This is a genomic window from Amycolatopsis sp. NPDC059027, assembly GCF_042739735.1.
Classification (GTDB): domain Bacteria; phylum Actinomycetota; class Actinomycetes; order Mycobacteriales; family Pseudonocardiaceae; genus Amycolatopsis.
This window is the reverse complement of sequence record NZ_JBHYIK010000057.1, coordinates 1-20,640: the sequence shown is the minus strand read 5'-3', so window position 1 is coordinate 20,640 and position 20,640 is coordinate 1. Positions and strand designations below refer to the sequence as shown.

General features: G+C 70.0%; 23 protein-coding genes and 1 pseudogene. 12 read left to right on the top strand and 12 right to left on the bottom strand.

From position 1 onward, the window contains the following. A pseudogene (locus tag ACFWY9_RS32355) lies at nucleotides 1-258 on the top strand (glycine/betaine ABC transporter permease); the annotation flags it as partial. A gap of 27 nt (nucleotides 259-285) precedes the next feature. Further along, complete coding sequence (locus ACFWY9_RS32350) at nucleotides 286-1,260, top strand: glycine betaine ABC transporter substrate-binding protein (RefSeq protein ID WP_378340642.1); 975 nt, start codon at nucleotides 286-288, stop codon at nucleotides 1,258-1,260. Between the two features lie 58 nt (nucleotides 1,261-1,318). Here ACFWY9_RS32350 and ACFWY9_RS32345 read toward each other — a convergent pair whose 3' ends face one another. The 4 genes from ACFWY9_RS32345 to ACFWY9_RS32330 all read right to left on the bottom strand — a co-directional run bounded on the left by ACFWY9_RS32345 (nucleotide 1,319) and on the right by ACFWY9_RS32330 (nucleotide 4,203). Continuing rightward, a complete protein-coding gene (locus ACFWY9_RS32345; protein ID WP_378340641.1) occupies nucleotides 1,319-1,489 on the bottom strand; it encodes a hypothetical protein in 171 nt (56 codons plus the stop codon). Beyond that, complete coding sequence (locus tag ACFWY9_RS32340; protein WP_378340640.1) at nucleotides 1,486-2,883, bottom strand: amidase; 1,398 nt, start codon at nucleotides 2,881-2,883, stop codon at nucleotides 1,486-1,488. The genes ACFWY9_RS32345 and ACFWY9_RS32340 overlap by 4 nt, the downstream gene beginning before the upstream one ends. Before the next feature lie 120 nt (nucleotides 2,884-3,003). Next, entirely contained in the window at nucleotides 3,004-3,741 is a 738-nt protein-coding gene (locus ACFWY9_RS32335) for a metal-dependent transcriptional regulator (protein ID WP_378340639.1), read from the bottom strand. Between the two features lie 54 nt (nucleotides 3,742-3,795). Beyond that, a complete protein-coding gene (locus tag ACFWY9_RS32330) occupies nucleotides 3,796-4,203 on the bottom strand; it encodes a MerR family transcriptional regulator (protein ID WP_378323846.1) in 408 nt (135 codons plus the stop codon). Nucleotides 4,204-4,294: 91 nt separating this feature from the next. Here ACFWY9_RS32330 and ACFWY9_RS32325 point away from each other — a divergent pair, with 91 nt between their 5' ends. Further along, nucleotides 4,295-4,873 carry a dihydrofolate reductase family protein gene (locus ACFWY9_RS32325; RefSeq protein ID WP_378340638.1) on the top strand — a complete coding sequence of 193 codons (579 nt, stop codon included), beginning with the start codon at nucleotides 4,295-4,297 and terminating at the stop codon, nucleotides 4,871-4,873. Here the strand turns inward: ACFWY9_RS32325 and ACFWY9_RS32320 are convergent. Continuing rightward, nucleotides 4,848-5,246, bottom strand: coding sequence for a nuclear transport factor 2 family protein (locus ACFWY9_RS32320; RefSeq protein ID WP_378340637.1), 399 nt, complete (start codon nucleotides 5,244-5,246; stop codon nucleotides 4,848-4,850). The genes ACFWY9_RS32325 and ACFWY9_RS32320 overlap by 26 nt on opposite strands. A gap of 51 nt (nucleotides 5,247-5,297) precedes the next feature. Between ACFWY9_RS32320 and ACFWY9_RS32315 the strand changes: the two genes are divergently transcribed. After that, entirely contained in the window at nucleotides 5,298-5,855 is a 558-nt protein-coding gene (locus ACFWY9_RS32315) for a PadR family transcriptional regulator (protein ID WP_378340636.1), read from the top strand. A gap of 7 nt (nucleotides 5,856-5,862) precedes the next feature. Here the strand turns inward: ACFWY9_RS32315 and ACFWY9_RS32310 are convergent, their stop codons facing one another. After that, nucleotides 5,863-6,357 carry a MarR family winged helix-turn-helix transcriptional regulator gene (locus tag ACFWY9_RS32310; RefSeq protein ID WP_378340635.1) on the bottom strand — a complete coding sequence of 165 codons (495 nt, stop codon included), beginning with the start codon at nucleotides 6,355-6,357 and terminating at the stop codon, nucleotides 5,863-5,865. 180 nt (nucleotides 6,358-6,537) lie between these two features. On the opposite strand from ACFWY9_RS32310, the gene ACFWY9_RS32305 reads away from it, so the two are divergent. Genes ACFWY9_RS32305 through ACFWY9_RS32295 form a run of 3 tightly spaced genes read left to right on the top strand, consistent with a single transcriptional unit; the run spans nucleotide 6,538 to nucleotide 10,596 of the window. After that, nucleotides 6,538-7,944: a cellulose binding domain-containing protein gene (locus tag ACFWY9_RS32305; protein WP_378340634.1), complete on the top strand. Its 1,407-nt coding sequence runs from the start codon at nucleotides 6,538-6,540 to the stop codon at nucleotides 7,942-7,944. 28 nt (nucleotides 7,945-7,972) lie between these two features. Beyond that, entirely contained in the window at nucleotides 7,973-9,595 is a 1,623-nt protein-coding gene (locus tag ACFWY9_RS32300) for a glycosyl hydrolase family 18 protein (RefSeq protein WP_378340633.1), read from the top strand. Between the two features lie 8 nt (nucleotides 9,596-9,603). Next, nucleotides 9,604-10,596 carry a chitinase gene (locus ACFWY9_RS32295; RefSeq protein WP_378340632.1) on the top strand — a complete coding sequence of 331 codons (993 nt, stop codon included), beginning with the start codon at nucleotides 9,604-9,606 and terminating at the stop codon, nucleotides 10,594-10,596. A 73-nt stretch (nucleotides 10,597-10,669) separates the two neighbouring features. On the opposite strand, the gene ACFWY9_RS32290 is transcribed toward ACFWY9_RS32295, so the two are convergent. From ACFWY9_RS32290 to ACFWY9_RS32275, 4 genes are all read right to left on the bottom strand, one after another. Beyond that, a complete protein-coding gene (locus ACFWY9_RS32290; protein WP_378323854.1) occupies nucleotides 10,670-11,605 on the bottom strand; it encodes a helix-turn-helix domain-containing protein in 936 nt (311 codons plus the stop codon). Between the two features lie 117 nt (nucleotides 11,606-11,722). Then, on the bottom strand, nucleotides 11,723-12,583 hold the full coding sequence (locus ACFWY9_RS32285; RefSeq protein ID WP_378340631.1) for a spermidine synthase: 861 nt from the start codon (nucleotides 12,581-12,583) through the stop codon (nucleotides 11,723-11,725). Then, on the bottom strand, nucleotides 12,584-12,955 hold the full coding sequence (gene speD / locus ACFWY9_RS32280; RefSeq protein WP_378323857.1) for an adenosylmethionine decarboxylase: 372 nt from the start codon (nucleotides 12,953-12,955) through the stop codon (nucleotides 12,584-12,586). Further along, a complete protein-coding gene (locus ACFWY9_RS32275) occupies nucleotides 12,945-14,099 on the bottom strand; it encodes a type III PLP-dependent enzyme (protein ID WP_378340630.1) in 1,155 nt (384 codons plus the stop codon). Before ACFWY9_RS32275 ends, speD begins: the two co-directional genes overlap by 11 nt. Before the next feature lie 132 nt (nucleotides 14,100-14,231). Here ACFWY9_RS32275 and ACFWY9_RS32270 point away from each other — a divergent pair, with 132 nt between their 5' ends. Both ACFWY9_RS32270 and ACFWY9_RS32265 read left to right on the top strand, forming a co-directional pair. Then, a complete protein-coding gene (locus tag ACFWY9_RS32270) occupies nucleotides 14,232-14,843 on the top strand; it encodes a chemotaxis protein CheB (protein WP_378323859.1) in 612 nt (203 codons plus the stop codon). After that, a complete protein-coding gene (locus ACFWY9_RS32265) occupies nucleotides 14,840-16,711 on the top strand; it encodes a CheR family methyltransferase (protein ID WP_378323860.1) in 1,872 nt (623 codons plus the stop codon). The genes ACFWY9_RS32270 and ACFWY9_RS32265 overlap by 4 nt, the downstream gene beginning before the upstream one ends. Here ACFWY9_RS32265 and ACFWY9_RS32260 read toward each other — a convergent pair. Then, nucleotides 16,699-17,469: an ANTAR domain-containing protein gene (locus ACFWY9_RS32260; RefSeq protein WP_378323862.1), complete on the bottom strand. Its 771-nt coding sequence runs from the start codon at nucleotides 17,467-17,469 to the stop codon at nucleotides 16,699-16,701. The genes ACFWY9_RS32265 and ACFWY9_RS32260 overlap by 13 nt on opposite strands. Nucleotides 17,470-17,706: 237 nt before the next feature. Between ACFWY9_RS32260 and ACFWY9_RS32255 the strand changes: the two genes are divergently transcribed. From ACFWY9_RS32255 to ACFWY9_RS32245, 3 genes are read left to right on the top strand one after another with little or no spacing between them, the layout of a single operon-like run. Further along, nucleotides 17,707-18,441, top strand: a complete 735-nt coding sequence (locus tag ACFWY9_RS32255; RefSeq protein ID WP_378340629.1) for an ANTAR domain-containing protein — start codon at nucleotides 17,707-17,709, stop codon at nucleotides 18,439-18,441. 43 nt (nucleotides 18,442-18,484) lie between these two features. Next, nucleotides 18,485-19,069, top strand: coding sequence for a TetR/AcrR family transcriptional regulator (locus ACFWY9_RS32250; protein WP_378323865.1), 585 nt, complete (start codon nucleotides 18,485-18,487; stop codon nucleotides 19,067-19,069). Then, on the top strand, nucleotides 19,066-20,223 hold the full coding sequence (locus tag ACFWY9_RS32245) for a glycosyltransferase (protein WP_378323866.1): 1,158 nt from the start codon (nucleotides 19,066-19,068) through the stop codon (nucleotides 20,221-20,223). The genes ACFWY9_RS32250 and ACFWY9_RS32245 overlap by 4 nt, the downstream gene beginning before the upstream one ends. A 13-nt stretch (nucleotides 20,224-20,236) precedes the next feature. Here the strand turns inward: ACFWY9_RS32245 and ACFWY9_RS32240 are convergent. Further along, nucleotides 20,237-20,640: SsgA family sporulation/cell division regulator (locus ACFWY9_RS32240; RefSeq protein ID WP_378340628.1), on the bottom strand; the 404-nt coding region annotated here is incomplete at its 5' end.

The window sequence follows — 20,640 nt, the reverse complement described above, 5'->3', positions numbered from 1 at the left end:
CTGGGGCGAAGCGACCTCCGGTGGGCCGGCCGGGGGAGCCGGGCGGGCACCCGCCCCGCGTGGGCCCACCCGGGCGCGCGCGCCACGCTCGCGACGTTCATCGACGGCGGCGGGCTCGGCGGCGGCCTCGTCGCCGGGATCGGGCTGTACCGGCCGACGCTGAGCCTGACCTTCGGTCTCGTCGTCGCCGCGCTCGCGCTCTTCGCCGACTGGCTGGGCCTCGTGGTGGAGGAATTCCTCAAACCACGCGGCACCTGACCCGACACCACGAGAAGGAGCAAGTCCATGCGCATGCCCCCACGTCCGGTCGCCGCCGTGCTCGCGCTCGTCGCGGCCGTGTCCCTCGCCGGCGGCTGCACGATCGGCAAGGACTCCGGTGGTGCGCAGGTCGGCGAGGGATCCATCAAGAAGATCGAGGCGCTCAACGGCGTCCAGATCAAGGTCAGCTCGAAGGAGTTCGACGAACAGCTGCTGCTCGGGCAGATCGCCGTGGTCGCCTTGCAGGCGGCGGGAGCGAGCCCGCAGGACAAGACCAACATCACCGGATCGAGCAACGTCCGGCAGGCGCTGACGACCGGCGCCGTCGATCTGTACTGGGAGTACACCGGGACCGCGTGGATCAGCTTCCTCAAGCAGACCAAGCCGATCAGCGATCCGCAGGCACAGTACGACGCGGTCAAGAAGGCCGACGAGGCCAACAACATCACCTGGTGGGCCCGTTCCCCCGCCAACGACACCTACGCGATCGCGGCCAACCAGAAAGCCTTGCAGCAGACCGGCGTCAAGACGTTGTCCGACTACGCGGCGCTCGTGAAGTCGAACCCGGCCGCCGCGTCGACCTGCATCGGCCCCGAGTTCAAGAGCCGCGACGACGGTTTCCCCGGTCTGGAGAAGACCTACGGCTTCACCCTGCCCCCGGCGCAGGAACACCTCGTCAACGACGCGGTGATCTACCCGACCGTCGGCAAGGGCGACACGTGCGGCTTCGGCGAAGTCGCCTCGACCGACGGCCGCGTCGCGGGCCAGCAGCTGACCGTGCTGGAAGACGACAAGCACTTCTTCCCGATCTACAACCCGGCGATCACGATCGCCACGCCGCTGGCACGGAAGTACCCGCAGCTGGAACAGGTTTTCGCCGGTATCGCCGCGAAACTCGACACCAGGACGCTGACCGATCTGAACAAGAAGGTGAGCGTCGACGGCCAGAAGCCCAACGCGGTGGCGCACGACTGGCTGAAGGCCGCGGGCTTCATCGGCTGAGCGGCGGGTGCTGAAGGGGACTTTCGTCTCGTCACATGCGAGGAAAGTCCCCTTCAGCTCATCCTGTGCGAGGAAAGTCCCCTTCAGCAGAGTCTCGGTCGGCAGGGACGTCGTGGAGCGCATCGACGGCGGCGCGGAACGCGGGATATCGGGCCGCCATCGCCTCGACCTCCACCTCGGTGGCGGGCAGTGCCGCGGCGGCGAGCAGCACCCGGACCTCCCCGCTCATGCCGCCGCCTCCGCCGCGACCGGCGGCGTGCGCAGCTGCCAGCCGGTGACACGCTGGTACGCCTCGCCGACGCGCACCAGCTCCGCCTCCGCGAAACGACGGCCCGCCAGCTGCATCGACAACGGGAGCCCGTCCGCGGTGAAGCCCATCGGCACCGCCAGCACCGGGTTGGCCAGCCCGTTCCAGTAGGGCGTGGTGAGCAGGCGGAACAACACACCGCTGTCCGGCACGCCGCCGGGCCCGGCCAGCTCGGCGACCCGGGGTGCGCCGGCCGTCGCGGTCGGGCACACGATGACGTCGACGTCCGCGAAGACCCGGTTGACCGCCTCCTGCGCGACCCGCCGGACCCGTTGTGCCTGAACGTAATCCGCCCCGCTGACGAACGCGCCGTGCGCCACCTCGCCCCGGAAACCCCGGCCGTAGTCATGCCATCGGCGCGACAACTCGCCGCGATGGCGGGCCAGTGCCTCGCTCGTCACGACGGCCACGACCGCGGTCGTCAACTCCGCCCGGTACGGCAGCACGACTTCGCGCGCCCGCGCGCCCAGCCCGGTCAGAACGTCAAGCGCCGCAGAGAAAACGCCGTCCAGCGCGGGATCGCACCCCTCGGGGAAATGGCCCTCGCGGACGACACCGATCCGCAGCCCGGTGAGGTCGCCGTCGAAGTCCGGACAGCGGAACGGCGCGGACACACACTCCGGGTCGGCCGGATCCGGCCCGGCGAGCACCTCCAGCACGGCCGCGCAGTCCCGCGCACTCCGCGCCAGCGCGCCGATCCGGTCGACGCTGGGGGCCAGCGGCACGCAGCCGGTCCTCGGCACCCGGCCGTAGGTCGGCATCAGACCGCTCACCCCGCAGAACGCCGCGGGCATGCGGACGCTGCCCGCGGTGTCGGAGCCGATCCCGGCGAGGAACATCCCCGTCGCCACGCCGATCCCGGCCCCCGAACTCGACCCGCCCGCCCAGTGCTCCGGCCGCCACGGATTGCGCGGCATCGGGAACGGGTCGGCCGCTTCCGGCAGCCCGCAGGCGAACTCCATCGTGGTGGTCTTGCCGGTGAGGACCGCGCCCGCCGCCTCGAGCCGGGTGACGACCGTGGCGTCCCGCTTCGCCCACCAGGCACGGTCGTGCACCCGGCTCTGCGCGGTGGTCGGGCCCTCGGCGGTGGCGATGAGATCCTTGATCCCCACGGGAATCCCGTGCAGCGGACCGCGATCCCGCCCGGCGGCGAGTTCGGCGTCGGCACGGGCCGCCGACTCGCGGGCGGCGTCGTCGAACCTCCTCAGGTAGGCGCCGTACACCGGGTCTCCGCGGTCGGCGGCCGCGATGGCCGCCTCGAGGAGGCCGGTACTCGTGACCGTTCCCGCCCGCAACGCGGCCGCGGCGCTGGTCAAGGTGTGCGAGGGCGTCGTGCTGATGGCTGTCTCCTATCCGGACCGGGACGACGAGGTCCCGCGAACGAGGTCGGCCAGCACTCTGCGTTCTCAACTCGGGTTGAAGTCAACCCCCGGCGTTCACCGGGACGACGCGAGCCAGCCCGGCAACCCGGCAGGCGCGCGGTCCCCCGTGGAATCGCCGACGAGCAGCATCGCGGCCTGACGCCGGTCGAGGCTCAGCGTGCCGGTCTCCGTGCGGACCTCGACCCGGTGCGCGTCCGGCGCGAACTCCAGCTCGGCGCCGGGCACGATCCCCGCGTCCCGCAGGGCGCGCAGAAACGCGATGTCCTCCTGGATCCGCTCGCTGATCCGGTACAACCGCGCCCGGCCACCGGGCACGGCCTCGGACAGCGCGCGCACCCCGCCCGGTACCCGCGCCGGCTCGACGGCGGCGTCGAACTCCGCGAGGCCGGGAATCGGCGCGCCGTAAGGGCTGTACCGCGGCTTGCCGCACAGGTCGAAGATGCGGCGCTCCGCCTCCTCGGACATCACGTGCTCCCAGCGGCACGCCTCGACGTGCACCGTCGCCCAGTCCAGCCCGATCACGCGCTCCAGCAGCACCTCGGCGAGCCGGTGCTTGCGCATCACCCGCACCGCGCGGCGCCGCCCCCGCTCGGAAAGCACGAGATGCCGGTCGTCGTCCAGTTCGAGCAGACCGTCCCGTTCCAGGCGGGAGACGGTCTGGCTCACGGTCGGCGGGCTCTGGCCGAGGCGGTCGGCGATGCGGGCGCGCAGCGGGACGACGCCGTCCTCCTCCAGCTCGTAGGCCGCCTTGAGGTACATCTCGGTGGTGTCGATCAACCCTTCCGCAGTCATCTGCCGAGACTGCCACTTCGAGTTAACTTGAGGTCAAGCGAATTTCTTCGATTGTCAAGCCTCCGAACGGCTTGGCTCCGGGAGGACGACGCTCGCGCGGAAGTGCGGGCATTCATGCGACGCGTCCTCCTGTCCGCACAGGAGCAGATGGCGCAGGTAGGTCCGCGCGGAGATCAGCCGATCCATCTGGTCCTCGAGCACCTCGATCCGCGCGGCCACGGTTTCCCGCCAGTCGCGGTCCGCGGCGGCACTCGCCTGCACGGCGGCGATGTCGTCGAGGCTCAGCCGCCCGACGTCACGCCACAACCGGATCTGGGCGACACGGTACAACTGGTCGCGGTCGTAGTAACGCCAGCCGGAACGCCGGTGCGAGGTGATCAGCCCCCGGCGCTCCCAGTAGTGCAGTGTCGACGCGGGGAGACCGAAGTGACGCGCGACTTCACTGATCGAGACATGCTCCATAACCCCATTGGACCCCAAGCCGGACTGATTTTGCAAGGTTAGGCTAACCTAAACACGCAAGACTGTCGTACCGCTCCCGTACGCTTCGGCCATGGGACGGATCGTGCTGTCGATGTCCATGTCGCTCGACGGTTTCTTCGAGGGGCCGGGCGGCGACATCAGCTGGCATCGGGTCGACGAGGAACTGCACAGCCACTTCAACGACGAACTCCGGGCGATGGGCGCGTTCCTGGACGGCCGGGTCGTCCACGAGCTGATGGCCGCGTACTGGCCGACCGCCGACGCCGATCCGGCGAGCACGGGCGCGGAGGCCGAGTTCGCGGGAATCTGGCGCGAAATGCCGAAGTACGTGTTCTCCCGGACGCTGGAGCGGGCCGACTGGAACACCACGATCGTGCGGGAGGTCGTCCCCGAGGAGATCCTCGCGCTCAAGGCACGCACGAGCGGCGATCTCGCGCTCGGTGGCCCGAATCTGGCCGCGACGTTCCGGCGGCACGGACTGATCGACGAGTACCGCGTCTACGTCCACCCCGTCGTCCTCGGCGACGGCAAGCCGTTGTTCCCCGCTTCGGAGACACCCGAAGACCTGGAACTCACCGAGACCCGGTCCTTCGGCAACGGAGTCGTCCTCCTCCGCTACCGCGTCACACCCCGGCGGCCTCCTTCTTGATCTGCTCGAACTGCGCGGCCATGGCCTCGGACAACGCCTTCGCGGCCGACAGCGGCCGGACCATGACCATGAAGTCGTCGATCAGGCCCGCCTCGTCGGTGTGCAGGAAGTCGCAGCCGGTGATCTCCTTGCCGTCCACAGTGGCCTGGAAGACCAGCGCGTGGTCGGCGCCGTCGGCGATCTCGCGGACGTAGCGGAAATCCTCGAACACCCGGAACACCGCGCGCAGGATCGCCGCGGTGATCGGCTTGCCCTGGTACGGCTTGAACGCCACCGGACTGGTGAACACGACGTCCTCGGCCAGCAACGCGGCGACGGCCTCGTGGTCACCGGCTTCGACGGCCGCGCGGAAGGGATGCGTCCTCATAGTCATAAAATTGACTATACTTCGATATGAGTAGGAGACAAGGGAGGCCGTGACGGGATGGCTCTGCGACACGCCGTACTGGCCGCGCTGCTGGACGGGGAGCACAGCGGCTACCAGCTGACCAAGGCGTTCGACGTCGGTGTCGCCAACTTCTGGCACGCGCAGCCCCAGCAGCTCTACCTGGAGCTGGCGAAGCTGGAGAAGGACGGCCTGGTCACCGGCCGTCAGGTCATTCAGGAGACCCGGCCGAACAAGCGGCTCTTCACGGTCACCGACGCGGGCGTGGCCGAGTTGCAGCGGTTCGCCGCCGCGCCCGCCAAGCCGTCGTTCATCCGCGACGATCTGATGGTCAAGGTGCAGGCCGCCGACGCCGTCGAAACCGGCGAGGTGGTCCGCCAGCTCGACGAGCGGATCCAGCTCGCCGACGCCAAGATCGAGGTCTTCGACAAGCTGCTGCACCGCATGCGCGGGAAGCGCGACGAGGAGACGTTCCTGCGCGAGGGCGATCGGGTCGGGCCGTACCTGACCTGCCTGCGCGGGCGCCGGTTCGAAGCCGAACACCGCGCCTGGTGCGTCCGGGTCGCGGCGGTGCTGCGCGCGAGAGCCGCGAACTGACCGCCGCTCAGCGATCCGTCAGCTCCTCGGTGGCTTCCTTGCCCGCCGCGGTGGCACGGCGAAGGAAACCGGCGAGCAGTTCGAGTTCGCGCTCGGAGTACTCGGCGCACAGCTCGTCCAGCGCGCTGTTCATGCCCGCGTAGAGCCCGAAGAGCTCCGCGTTGCGGTCCCGTACCGCGCGGACCGTGACGGCCCGGCGGTCGGCCGCGTCCGGATCCCGTTCCCGCACGACCCAGCCGCCGCGCTGCAGCCGGTCCAGGATCCCGGTCACCGTCGCCGGATGCAGCCCGGCCAGCCGGGCCAGCACGCTCGGGCTCAGCGGGCCGTGCGCGCCGATCAGCTCGAGGCAGTCCAGGTCGACGTCCTTGAGTTCCAGCCGCGTGCCGACCTGGTGGTTGAGCAGCGAAAGCTGGCTGCGCAGTTCCCGCAGCGACTCCTTCACGGCCACTGTGGACCGTCGCCGCCGCGCGGCGGCCGACCGGGGAGAAGATGTGGAACTCATCTGATGTGCTCTCCGTAATTTCCGGGTTTCATGTCCAGCGTAGCGGGCGCGGATCCGGCACGGACGGCCCGCCGGTTACTCAGCGCGTCTGTCGGAATACCGACACGGCGGAATCCCGCCTCCCCATAATTGGTCCAGACCACGTAGCGTCGGAGGAACACGCTTTCCGGGAGGCCGTCAATGAAGACGACGATTCGCCGCATCCGCCGAGCGGCCGCGCTGACCGCGGGCGCGGTACTGCTGCCCGCCGCGGCGGTGCTCGCGGGCGAGCAGTTCGCGGGCGCGGCCACCAGTGCTTCCGCGAGCTTCGCCACAGTGTCCACATGGGATTCCGGTTACACCGGCAAGTACACCGTCACAGCGGGTTCGGCCGCATTGACGAGCTGGAAGCTGGAGTTCGACCTGCCGAGGGGAAGCGCAGTCGGCACGTATTGGGACGCCCTGCTCACCCCGGGCGGAAGCCACTACGTCTTCACCAACCGCGAGTACAACGGCACGGTCGCGGCCGGCGCGGCGGCATCGTTCGGCTTCACCGTTTCCGGCACCGGAAGCCCGCTGAACTGCACCCTCAACGGACAGCCGTGCACCGGCACCCCACCACCGACGACCACTCCCCCGACGACCGCCCCCACCACGAGCACACCACCGACCACCACGACTCCGCCGGGCCCGTCCACCGGCGGGCTGACGGCCGCGCCGTACTACATGCCGCTCGACAACGACCCGCAGGACATCGGCGCCGCCATCGCGGCCAGCGGGCAGAAGAGCTACATCCTCGCGTTCGTGCTGGCACCCGACGGCGGCGGCTGCACACCGATGTGGGACGGCAACGCCGCGCAGCCGGTCGCCTCCGACACCGTGGTGGCGGGGAAAGTGGCCCAGATCCGCCAGGCGGGCGGCGACGTCTCGGTGTCCTTCGGCGGTTACAACGGCCGAGAACTCGGCGCGGCCTGCGGTGACGCGGCCTCGCTGGCGAACGCCTACCAGCAGGTCATCACCAAGTACTCGCTCACCCATATCGACCTCGACATCGAGGGCGACGACCTCGGCGACGTCGCGGGCGAGACGAAACGTTTCCAGGCGGTCAAGACTCTCAAGGCACGCAACCCGGACCTGCACGTGACGCTCACGCTGCCGACCACCACGGTCGGGCTGTCCGGCCTCGGCAAGGACGAGATCCAGCGGGCGCGGGACATCGGCGCGCAGATCGACCTCTACAAGATCATGGCCTTCGACTACGGCGGCCCCGGCGGCAGCATGGCCGCCGACGTCCAGAAGGTCATGGAGCAGGTACACGGCCAGCTCCGCACCCTGCGGCCGGATCTCGACGACGCCGGCGTCTACGCCCGCACCGGGCTGATCCTGATGAACGGGCACACCGACCAGCCGAGCGAGCTGTTCACCGCCGACACCTTCCGCACCCTGCTCGGCTACGTCCAGCAACACCGGCTCGGCCGGTTCTCCTTCTGGTCGCTCAACCGCGACCGCGAGTGCACCCGGCCCACCGGCTGGGTCGACGGCAAGTGCAGCAGCGTGTCCCAGCAGCCCTACGACTTCAGCAAGATCGTCGCCCAGTACCAGAGTTGATTCCTTCTCAGTGTCGACAAGGAGAACGATGTCCAGGAAAAGATGGCACCTGTTCGGGCTGCTGCTGGCCGCGGGCACGCTCGGTGCGGGGCTCGTGGTGGCCCCGGCGAGCGCGGCGGGCAGTGTGACCGCGGCGTTCAGCAAGGGCTCCGACTGGGGTGCCGGCTATGAGGGCAAGTACACGATCAGTAACGGCTCGCCGGCCCCGGTCTCCTCGTGGACCGTGGAATTCGACCTCGCCGCCGGGCAGAAGATCGCGTCGCTCTGGGACGGCAGCTACACCACGAGCGGCCAGCACGTCACCGTGAAGAGCACCTGGAACGGCAACGTCGCGACCGGCGCGTCGGTGAGTTTCGGCTTCAACGTCCAGTATTCCGGCACCTACAGCGCGCCCAGCGGCTGCAAGGTCAACGGCGGCTCCTGCGACGGCGGCACGACCCCGCCCACCACCACGACGGCACCCACCACCCCGACCACCGTGCCGACGACACCGACCACCCCGCCGACGACCACGACTCCACCGGATCCCGGCGGCCTCAAGAACGTCGGCTACTTCGTGCAATGGGGCGTCTACGGCCGCAACTACCACGTCAAGAACATCGAGACCAGCGGGTCGGCCTCGAAGCTGACGCACATCAACTACGCCTTCGGCAACGTCAAGAACGGTTCGTGCTCCGCGAACGACGACACCTACGCCGACTACGACAAGTTCTACGACGCCGGGTCCAGTGTGGACGGTGTGGCGGACACCTGGGACAACGGCGCGCTGCGCGGGAACTTCAACCAGCTGCGCAAACTGAAGAAGATGCACCCCGGGCTCAAGGTGATCTGGTCGTTCGGCGGCTGGACCTGGTCCGGCGGCTTCGGCCAGGCGGCGCAGAACCCGGCCGCGTTCGCGCAGTCCTGCTACAACCTGCTCAAGGACCCGCGCTGGGCGGACATCTGGGACGGCATCGACATCGACTGGGAGTACCCGAACGCGTGCGGCCTCAGCTGTGACACCAGCGGTCCCGACGCCTACAAGAACCTCCTGTCCGCACTGCGCTCGAAGTTCGGCTCCTCCTTCCTGGTCACCTCGGCGATCACCGCGGACGCGAGCAACGGCGGCAAGATGGACGTGACCGACTACGGCGGCGCGGCGCAGTACCTCGACTGGTTCAACGTGATGACGTACGACTTCTTCGGTGGCTGGGACGCGAAGGGCCCGACGGCACCGCACTCGCCGTTGACCGCCTACGACGGCATCCCGAAGGCCGGGTTCAACACCGACGCGGCCATCCAGAAGCTGAAGTCGAAGGGTGTCCCGGCGAGCAAACTGTTGCTGGGCGTCGGGTTCTACGGCCGCGGCTGGACCGGCGTCACCCAGGACGCGCCCGGCGGCACCGCCACCGGCCCCGCGCCCGGCACCTACGAAGCGGGCATCGAGGACTACAAGGTGCTCAAGAACAGCTGCCCGTCCACCGGAACCGTCGCGGGCACCGCGTACGCCAAGTGCGGCAGCAACTGGTGGAGCTACGACACCCCGGCGACGATCGGCGGCAAGACGCGTTACGTGAAGGAGCAGGGTCTCGGCGGCGCGTTCTTCTGGGAACTCACCGGCGACACCACGAACGGCGAACTCATCAGCGCCCTCCGGGGCGGACTGTCCTGAAAGGACTCATGATGATACGCAAGCGATTACTCGGGAAGGCTCGGTCCTCGATGAGCCTGGCCGCGACGGCGGCCGCGCTCGGAGCCGCCCTCGTCGCGGCACCCGCGGCGTCCGCCGCCCCGGCGGCCGCCGGGAACGGCGCGCCGTACCTGTTCCTCGGCTGGGGCAACCCGCCGAGCGCGACATCGGTGATGAGCGCGACCGGGGTCAAGTGGTTCACGATGGCGTTCGTGCTGGCCTCCGGCGGCTGCAACCCGGCGTGGGACGGCAACCGGCCGCTCACCGGCGGGGTGGACGCGCGGACCATCAAATCCATCCAGGGCGCGGGCGGGCAGGTCGTGCCGTCGTTCGGTGGCTGGAGCGGCAACAAGCTCGGCCCGAACTGCCGTGACGCGGCGTCGCTCGCCGCCGCGTACCAGAAGGTGATCAGCGCCTACGGGCTCAAGGCGATCGACATCGACATCGAGAACACCGACGAGTTCGAGAACGCGGCCGTGCAGGACCGCGTCCTCGGCGCGCTGAAGATCGTCAAGGCCGGCAACCCCGGTATCCGGACGATCCTCACCTTCGGCACGACCACCGCGGGCCCGAACTCGTGGGGCAACCGGCTCGTCGAACAGGCCAAGGCGCTCAACGCCGGTGTCGACGTCTTCACCATCATGCCGTTCGACTTCGGTGGTGGCGCGGACATGTACGGCAACACCGTCAAGGCCACGACCGCGCTGAAGGACAAGCTGAAGTCCGTGTTCGGCTGGTCGGACGCCACCGCGTTCGGCCACGTCGGTATCTCCGGCATGAACGGCCTGTCCGATCAGCAGGAGCTGACGAGCGTGGAGACCTGGACCCGGATCACGAACTGGGCCAAGGCGAACGGGCTGGCGCGGCTGTCGTTCTGGGCGGTCAACCGCGATCGTCCCTGCCCCGGCGGTGGCGTGCAGTCGACCTGCAGCGGCATCGCTCAGAAGGACTGGGACTTCACCAGGGTGACCGCCGGGTTCTGACCCCCCGACCCACCGGCCGGTCACGGTGCCGGTGCCATCACCCGACGATGGCACCGGCACCCTTTTCGTGGCCTCAGGGTTCGAGCAGTCCGCGGCGGGCGGCCTGGAGCCCCGCCTGGAACCGGGTCCGCGCGCCGAGCGCGTCCATCAGCCTGCGGACCCGGCGTTCCACGGTGCGCTGCGCGACGCCGAGCTTGCGCCCGATCGCCTGGTCGGTCAGTCCCGCGGCGAGCAGCACGAGCAGCCGCTGGTCCTCCTCGCCCGTCCCGGCGCGGCCGTTCTCCGGCCACAGCGGGCTCGCCCGCTCCCACAGCAGGTCGAACAGCGCCACCAGCCCGCTCACCACGGTCGCCGACGACACCACCACCGCCTGGTGCCCGCTCGCGGGCTCCGCGAAGACGAGCCCGATCCGGCCGTCCGCGACCACCAGCCGGACCGGCGGCGCGGGCAGCATCCGCGCCTGCTCCCCCGCCTCCGGCTCGTGCGGCGCCGACGGCCGGGCGGGTTCGCCCTCCTCGTAGAGCGTCCGGGTGCGCACGCCGCGGGCCCGCGCCTCCCGCTGGAGCTGCCGGTGCGTTTCCAGCGGCACGACCGCGTCCGGTGACCGGCGGACGACGAGCAGGTCCGTCCTGGCGACCTGGTGCAGCTGCCGGTACCGCTGCGCCGCGGCACCGCGGTCGCGGATCACCTGCCGGACCGGCCCCTGTTCCAGCCGCAGCCGCGCGCCGAAGGACGCGCCGGACAGCCGCGCCTGCTCGATCTCCGCCCGGCGCCGCTGCGCGAGGATCTCCACCGCGATGTCCGGCGGCGAGGCGACGATCAGCGCAGGGCGCCCGGTCGTCCTGGTCAGCATTCCCTTGCCCGCCAGCGAGGCCACCAGCGGCCGCAGCCTGCCCGCCGTCATCCCGGTCAGCTCCGCCAGCCGGGTGAAGGTGACCTCGGGATGCCGCAGGAGGACCTCGTAGACCCGCTGCTCGGCGCCGCTGACGCCGAGACTCTCCAGCGTCATCGCCGTGCCCCTTCCCACGTCCGGCCCGCTGACCAAGCACGGTCATCGTTGCCCGAAGGTCCAGACCAAAACAACCTTCGTCCGTAGGGGATCGGCCCAGCGGCGGATCCGGCGCCGCTAACGGTCGGCGCGGCGCAGCGAATACGGCGGAACGGCGCAACCGCGCAGCGCTTCCTCGTCCATTGTGGACGGTGTGATCCTGCCCGCGCGGAGATGGCCGACAGCGCGGCCGACCGGGTCGTCGACGTGGTCGGCGCGGCCGGTGAGGAAAGCCCATTCGTGCTCGTCGGAGCCGTGGTAGAGCACCGACCCGAACACCTCGTGGAAACGCCGCCACGAGGCGAGCAGGGTCTCGTTGCGCCACAACGTCGGGCAGCCCGCCTGGCTGGTCACCACGCCGCCTTCGGCGAGCAGACCGGCGCAGCGGGTCAGGAAGTCCGTGCCGTACAAGCGGTTGTGCTGGGCGGCGGGGTCGGCGTTCTCGTCCGGCAGGTCGATGACGACGACGTCGTAGCGTTCGCCCCGCTCCTGTGCTTCTGCGAGGAACTCCCAGCCGTCGCGGTAGTGCATCCGCACCGGGCCGTCGGCGCGTTCGGCCCGCTCCAGCTCGGCGGGCGTGTACCCGTAGGGCAGGTGCCCGGCGCAGGCCCGGACGGTCTGGGCGTCGATGTCCACGTGGTCGACCAGTTCCGCGCCCGCGGCCAGCGCGAGTTCGCACACCACGCCCTCACTCGACCCGATGACCAGCACCCGGCGGACCCGCTCGGCGAGCAGCAGCGCGGGCACCATCAGCGCCTCGTGGTAGACGAGCTGACTGGCCTCGGTGCTCTGCCGTTCGTTGTCGCAGAAGAGCGAGACGCCCTGCGCGGTCCGTCCGATCAGGACGTCCTGGAAGTCGGTGCGCCCGGCGAAGAGCACCTCGCCGACCTGCCACACCCTGGTCAGGCCGGTGCCGACCGGTTCGGTGATCTCGGGCATTCAGCGTTCCCCTCGCAGGACGGTGGACAGTTCGAGCGTCGCGGCGTCGAGCGCCTTGGCGAACAGCCGGACGGCGTGCTCGGGATCGGCGCGGTCCCCGCAGGTGAACACGTCGACGAACATCGCGCCGATCTCCGGGTAGCTGTGCACCGACGCGTGGGACTCGGCGAGCATCGCGACCACGGTGACGCCCTGCGGCACGAACCGCTGGGCCACCACGTCGCACACCGTGGCGCCCGCCTCGGTCACCGCGGCGACCAGCAGCTCGCGCAGCCGGTCCGGATCGTCGAGCAGCGCGGCGTCGATCCCGCCCAGCTCGGCGAGCACGTGCCTGCCCGCGAAGCGGCCGACCTGCCCCGGCTCAGCCGTCATCCCCGTACCTCCCCACACAGTAGGTCCGCAGTGGTGCGATGCCGTTGAAGGCGACCGAGGCGTAGCTGGCGGTGTAGGCACCGGCCGCGAGCACGTCGAAGCGGTCACCCGCCCGCAGCGTCAACGGCAGTTCGTACCGGGTGCGCTGGTAGAGGACGTCGTCGCCGTCGCAGGTGGGCCCCGCGAGGATCACCGGGCCCGACGGCCCGCCGCGGTCGTCCAACGGCTCGAAGCGGTACGCGATCGCCTCGTTCTCCGCCTCGGCCAGCCCGTTGTAGCGGCCGATGTCGAGGTAGACCCACCGCCGCTCGTCGGTCGCGGAACGACGCGCGACGAGCACGACCTCGGTGCGCAGCACCCCGGCCTCGGCGACGAGCACCCGGCCCGGTTCCATGGTCAGTTCCGGCACGCCGTCCGGGAAATGCGCCCGCAAGGCGTCGCCGATCTTCGCCGCATACTCCGCCAGCGTGGGCACGTCCGAGCGGTAGGCGACGGCGAATCCGCCCCCGAGGTTCAGCCGGTCCATCGCCACACCCGCCGCCGCGGCCTCCGCGAACAGCTTCGCCGCGGTCGCGACGCCGATCTCCCACGCGGACGGATCCGGCTGCTGCGAGCCGACGTGGAACGCCAGGCCCGGCCGGAGTCCGAGGTCCGCGGCGCGCAGCACGAGGTCGAGCGCGACCGAAGGTTCGCAGCCGAACTTGCGGCCGAACGGCGTCACCGAGTCCGGCGCGTCGAGCAGGACCCGGACCGATACCGCCGAACCCGGCGCGTGCCGGGCGAGATTTTCGACGTCGCTCTCCGCGTCGGTGGTGAATTCACGCACGCCGTGCTCGTACGCGAAGGCGATGTCGGCGGGTTTCTTGATCGTGTTCCCGTAGGCCAGTTTCGCCGGGTCCGCTCCCCTTTCGAGGCACAGCGCGATCTCCCCCGGCGAGGCGACATCGAAACCCGCCCCGGCCGCGACCAGCGCGTCGACCACCGGAGGCGCCGGATTGGCCTTCACCGCATAACGGATCCGGGCGCCGGGAAACGCCGTCGCGAACTCCTCCGCCCGCGCGGCGACCACGTCGGTGTCGACGACGAGGCACGGCGTCGGCGGCTCGCGCTCGTCGAAGAAGCGCCGGATCAGACTGGTGGACACCGCCCCAGCCTCTCAGGTGCGTCGCCCGAACCGGCGACCCCCTCGGCGACACGGGCCGGGACCGGCCCCGGCACCCCGCTCCCCTCGCTACGCTGTCGTGGTGCCAGAACAACCCCATACCGCCACCGGGACATGACCGCCGCCGTGTCCGGCCCCGAGGCCGGGCTGCCGCCGTATGCCATCGTGGCCCTGGCGTCCTCGGCAGGCGGAATCACCGCGCTCGGGCGGGTGCTCAGCGGCTTCGCCGACGGCTTCCCGGTGCCGGTGGTGCTCGTCCAGCACCTCGACCGCAGGCACAAGACGATCATCGCGGAGGTCCTCGGCCGCCGGGCGAAGCTCCCGGTGCGGCTGGCGGAGGCCGGTGAGCAGGCGAAGCCGGGGACGGTGTACATCGCTCCCCCGGACAAGCACCTGCTCGTCGAGCCCGGCGGGCAGCTGACCCTGTCCAACAGCGAGCTCGTCCATTTCCTGCGCCCGTCGGCCGATCTGCTCTTCGAATCGGTCGCCGGAACCTACGGGCAACGCGCGCTCGCGTGTGTGCTGACCGGGACCGGCGCCGACGGGGCGATGGGTGCGTCGGCGGTCAAATCCCGTGGCGGTACGGTGATCGCCCAAGACCCCGAGACCGCCGAATTCCGGGGCATGCCGGAGGCCGCCGTCGAGGCGGGCGCGGTCGACTTCGTGCTCCAGCTCGACGAGATCGCCCCCGTGATCCGCGGGCTCGTCGAAGCGAGGATGTCATGACCGAGCCGGACAACACCGTCACCCCGAACGCCGCCGGTGACGAGTTGGAGGCCCTGCTGGCCTTCATCCGCGACTCGCGCGGCTTCGATTTCACCGGTTACAAGCGCACCAGCCTCACCCGCCGCGTCCGGAAGCGGATGGCGGAGGTGGGAATCGACAGCTACACCGACTACCGCGACCGGCTGGAGGCCAGCAGCGAGGAGTTCGGCTTCCTGTTCAACACGATCCTGATCAACGTCACCAGCTTCTTCCGGGACACCGAGGCCTGGTCGGTCCTCCAGCGCGAAGTGGTCCCCGGCATCCTGGCGAACATCGAGGCCGGCGAAGAGATCCGGGTGTGGAGCGCGGGCTGCGCCAGCGGCGAGGAGGCGTACTCGCTGGCGATCCTGTTCGCCGAGGCGCTGGGCGTCCAGGAATGCGTGAAACGGCTCAAGATCTACGGCACCGACGTCGACGAAGAGGCGTTGCGCGACGCGCGGGCGGGGCTTTACTCGTCCAGGGCACTGGAAGCACTGCCGGAGGACCTGCGGAACAAGTACTTCGAGCCGAACGGCATGCTCCACGCGTTCCGGCCCGATCTGCGCCGCCGGGTGATCTTCGGCCGCCACGACATCACCCGCGACGCGCCGATCTCCCGGCTGGACCTCCTGGTGTGCCGCAATACCTTGATGTACTTCAACGTCGAGGCGCAGACGCAGATCATCGACCGGTTCCACTTCGCGCTGCGCGAAGCGGCGTACCTCTTCCTCGGCAAGGCCGAGATGCTCCTGTCGAACGGCGACCGGTTCAAGGTCGTCAACATGCGCCAGCGGATCTTCCAGCGGCGTACCGGCGAAGCCGCCACGATGTACCGCACCACGCCGGTCAAGCTGGAGGCCGGGGTCACGATCGACCCCGACGACGTCCGCAAGAAACGGCAGCTGCGCGAGCTGGCGATGGAGGCCATGCCGATCGCCATGCTCGGGATCGACACCGACGGCACCGTCATCATGGCGAACAGCGCGATGCGATCCCTGTTCGGCCTCACCACGCGCGACGTCGGCAGGCCGTTCCGCGATCTCGAGGTGTCCTACCGGCCGATCGAACTACGCTCGCTGATCGAACAGGCCTATACCGAGCACCGCGTCGTCCGCGTCGACTCCATCGAACGCCGGATCGACACCAACGAGGTGCAGTACCTCGATATCCACATCCAGCCGTTGTGGGGCAGCGACGCGAACGGTGCCGGGGTCGTGGTCACCTTCCACGACTCCACCGCCATCACGCAGCTGCAGCGAAACGTCAAGCGGCAGCGGGAAGAGCTGGAGACCGCCCGCGAGGAGCTGCAGTCCACCAACGAAGAACTCGAAACCACCAACGAAGAACTCCAGTCCAGCATCGAGGAACTGGAGACGACCAACGAAGAGCTCCAGTCCACCAACGAAGAACTCGAAACCACCAACGAAGAACTCCAGTCCGGCAACGAGGAACTGGAGACGATGAACGAGGAGATGCGCGCCCGCACCGACGAACTCGACGAGGCCCGCACCTTCCTGGAGGGCGTGCTGTCCAGCGTCGCCGCGGGCGTGGTGGTGATCGACGCGGATCTGTTCGTCCGGAGCTGGAACAAGGGCGCCGAGGAACTCTGGGGCCTGCGCTCGGAAGAAGTGGTCGGCCAGGTGTTCTTCAGTCTCGACTTCGGGCTGCCGACCGCGTCGCTGCGCGAGACCGTCCAGCAGTGCACGCAAAGCGGCAAACGGGCGGTCCCGCAGCAGATCGAGGCCGTCAACCGGATCGGACGGCACATCACCTGCACGGTGACCTGTTCACCGCTGGACTCCGACAACGACGGCGTGGTGCTCCTGATGGAGGACACCTACCGGGGCTGACCGCCCCGCGAGACCCGTTTCCGGCGCGGTGCGAGATCGGCGATGAGGTCGTAGCCGGACAGTTTCCCGTCGATCGCGGCCTTCGCCACGTCGTTCAGCGGCAGGTTGTGCCGCCGCGCGTAGGCACGGAGGATGTCGAACGCCTCGCCCGGTGGCACGCCGAGCCGGACGGCGACCGCCCCCTTCGCCTGCTCGACCAGCACGCGGCTGGTGAGCGCGTACTGGAGCTGGCTCGACGTCCTGGTGCTGTCCCGCAGCATCCGGTTGTGCAGGATGCCGGTGGTCGCGACGGAGACCACGGCGCCTGCCGAGCGGATCTCGGTTCCGGTGACCGTGCTGCCGAGCGGGCTGAGCACGCAGAGGCTGCCGACCACGCTTTCCCCGTGCCGCAAGGACATCGTGGAAACCGAGGCGAATCCGTGCTTCCGCGCCGCCGGGGCGTAGCGAGGCCACTTCGTGTCGGCGAGGCCGAGCACGTCGTTGACCAGGTCCTTCCCGCCGCGCTGGCTGGATGTGCACGGACCTTCGGTGACGTCGGCCTCCAGCGCCAGCAGCTCACCCAGCCGCCGGGTACTCGCCACGGTCGTGCGTACCGTTCCGCCGGCGTCCGCGAGCCGGAGCCCCGGCTCACCCGGCTCCAGCAGCTCCGCCAGCCTCGCGGTGACGGTGTGGGCGTACTCGGCCTCGTCGAAATCGGCATCGACGGTGTCCGCCAGGTCCACCAGGGCCTCGGCCAGCCACCTTTCCCGGTCGTTCAACACCCGGCCCTTCAGTCACCGCCATCAAGGCGTGTCCGTTCATCGTGCTTACGATCCGCCCCGCAGGGGTACCTTGAACAGGTGCCAGAGCCAGAGGCCACACACGCGGTCATCACCAGGCTATGGCTTGAGGTCGCCCGTGAACAGCAACGCGCCACCAGAGCAGGCGCGCTTGCCGCACATTATGAGAAACTGGCCGTCCACGATCTTGCTTCGTTACGAGGTCTCCGCGAACGGATGGCGGCCCTGCACCGCCGGACGGAGCAACGGCACCGGACCTCGGCCGAGCTCCAGGCGTTCCACGCCGAGAAGCTGCGTTCCTGGCTCGACGCGCCGTCAGGGGCGGGGGGAAGGCCCGTGTTCGCCGCGGCCCTCCGAGCGGCACTCGGTAACGCCAGCATCCTGGTCACCCTGCTCGACGACCAGAACCAGGTCGCGTTGTCGACGACCTCGGGCCACGACGCCCTGGTAGCCCGCGACGCCGAGTTCGTCGCGGGAGAAGGCCCGGCCACCGACGCCGGCATCAGCGGCGGCACCGTCACGGCCGTCGACGACATGCTGACCACCCGGTGGCCGCATTACGCACCCGCCGTGCGGCGAGCCGGGGTACGTGCCGTTCTCGCGGTGCCGTTGCAGCAGCCCATCACCTGCGTCGGGGCGTTGTGCATCCTGGAGCGGAAACCGGTCATCGCCGACACACTCGCGATGGCCACGGACCGGGTCGCCGACGCGCTCGCCCGGACGGTCCTGTTGCCCTCGCCGCAGGCGCCGGAGGTGAGTGACCCGCTTCGGCTGTTCACCGAGACCTCGTACCAGGACGTGGTCCATCAGGCCGCGGGCATGCTGTCGGTCCGTCACGGCTGCTCTCCCGACGACGCCATTGCGCTGCTGCGAGCGCGAGCGTTCGCCGACGGCACGTTCATCGAAGAACTGGCACGCCGCGAGGTACGGGACGGGACCGGGCTCGACTGAGGCGCGTTGACCGGGCCCCGTATTTGGCGTTAACGTGACTAACATGAAATCGGCGAGGCCCTACACGATGCGGGCCAGGGCGGCGGGCGCCGAACAGACCAGGGCACGCGTCCTCGACGCCGCCGCGAAGCTCATGAGCGAACGGCTGCGTTCCGACATCCGCCTCGACGACGTCGCGGGGAACGCCGGGGTCACCGTGCAGACGGTGCTCCGCGTCTTCGGCAGCAAACAGAAACTGTTCGCCGCCGCGCTCGATCACGTGGTCGCGGACATGGCCGCCGAACTCAGGCAGGCCGAGCCCGGCGACGTCGCGGGCTCGGTGCGGACCTGGTTCGACCACTACGAGAAGTACGGCGACGTCGTGCTCGGCAACCTCGCCGACGAACGGGATCCGGCCGTGGCACCGATCGTCGAGCTCGGCCGCGAACGCCACCGCGCGCACGTCGAAGCGCAGCTGGCTCCTCTGCTGGCCCGGCATCCGGTGGCGGACCGGCGGCGCGTGGTGGACGCGCTGGTGTGCGTGTGCGACGTCTACACGTGGAAGCTGCTGCGCCGCGATATGGGCCGTTCCCGCGCCGAGGCCGAAGCCACGATGTCGATGATGATCAACGCAGTACTGGGGGGATGATCGAGATGGCCCGGTTCCTGTTCGTCACCTGGGACGGCGCGGGCAACCAGACGCCCGCGCTCGGCCTCGGCGCCGCGCTCGCCGAGCGAGGACACACCGTCGTCTTCGCCGGTTACGCCCACCAACAGTCGCGGTACGAGTCGCTCGGCTTCGGCTTCCGGGTGCTGCGGGGCGCGCAGCGTACGTGGCCGGAGAATCCGCCGTCCGACTGGATGCCGGTGCTCACCGACGTCGTCTGGGCCTGCCCGCGGCACCTCGACGATCTGCCGGAACTCCTTGCCACGGAACGATTCGACGGGCTGGTGATCGACTGTCTGATGTTCGGCGCGCTGGCCGCCGCCGAACGCCTCGGCATCCCGGCCACCGTGCTCGTGCACAGCGCGCCCGGTGCGCTCGTGCCACCCGGCGGCGGTATGGACGCCCTCGCGCTCGACGCGGTCAACGACGTCCGCGCGCACGCGGATCTCCCTGCGGTACAAGCACTTTGGGACACCTGGCGGCCGTTTCGCGCGGTGTGCACCAGCGTCCCCGCGCTGCATCCGATCGCGGCGGACGTGCCCGCCTCCTGCGAGTTCGTCGGCCCGGTCTTCGCGCCGCACACCCCGCGTGGCCGGGAGCGGCCGTGGTCCCCCGACGACGAACGACCGTTGGTGCTGGTGAGTTTTTCGACCGGGCTGGCGTGGGACCAACGCTCACGCATCGCGCGGACCGTGACCGCGCTGGCCGACGGCGGGCACCGCGTCGTCGTCACCACGGGGATGACCGGAGCGGACGACCTGCCTGCCGACCCCGACGTGCTCTACACCCGGTTCCTCCCCCACGCCGAAATCCTGCCGGAGGTCGCGGTGACCGTGACCCACGCCGGGCACGGCACGATCGCCGCCTCCCTCGCCCACGGCGTCCCCGTGGTGTGCCTGCCCAACGCCGCCGCGGACCAGCCTTTGCTGGCCGCGCAGGTCGCCCGGCTCGGGGCGGGGCTCGCGCTCGACGGCGACACCGCCACCCCGGTGGAGATCGCCGAGGCCGTCCGCACCGTGCTCACCGACCGGTCCTACGCTGACAATGCGGCGCGGCTGGCCAAGATCATCGACGCCTTCCCCGGCGCCGACGGGACCGCCGACCGGCTGGAGTCGCTCGCTTCCCCTGTCCGGTGAGCCAGGCGGTGGTTCAGTCCTGCAGCGCCAGCTTGGCCAGTTCCTCGTCGAAGTCGAACCACCGCGACTCCTGGCCGACCGGCACCTTTTCGTAGGTTCGGTCGAGGAAGGCCGCCAGTTCCTGGGCGGGCGCCTCCAGTACCGCGGCGCCGTCCGGCGAGTTCAGCTCCATGATGGCCAGGGACTTGTCGGCGGCCGGGCTCACCCGGACGTCACCCTCGCCCGTCGGCGCGAGCAGACCGTCGGCGAGCAGATCGCGCCCGAAGATCCAGCGGACGACGTTCGTTCCGGCGTGAAGGATCGCGACGATCGCGTACGGGTCTTCGGTGTCGTGTTCCAGCTCGACGGGGACCGGCAGCGGGCTCGCCCCGAACGTCCGGAGCCCGAACTCGATCCGCGCCTGGGTGACGCTGTGCT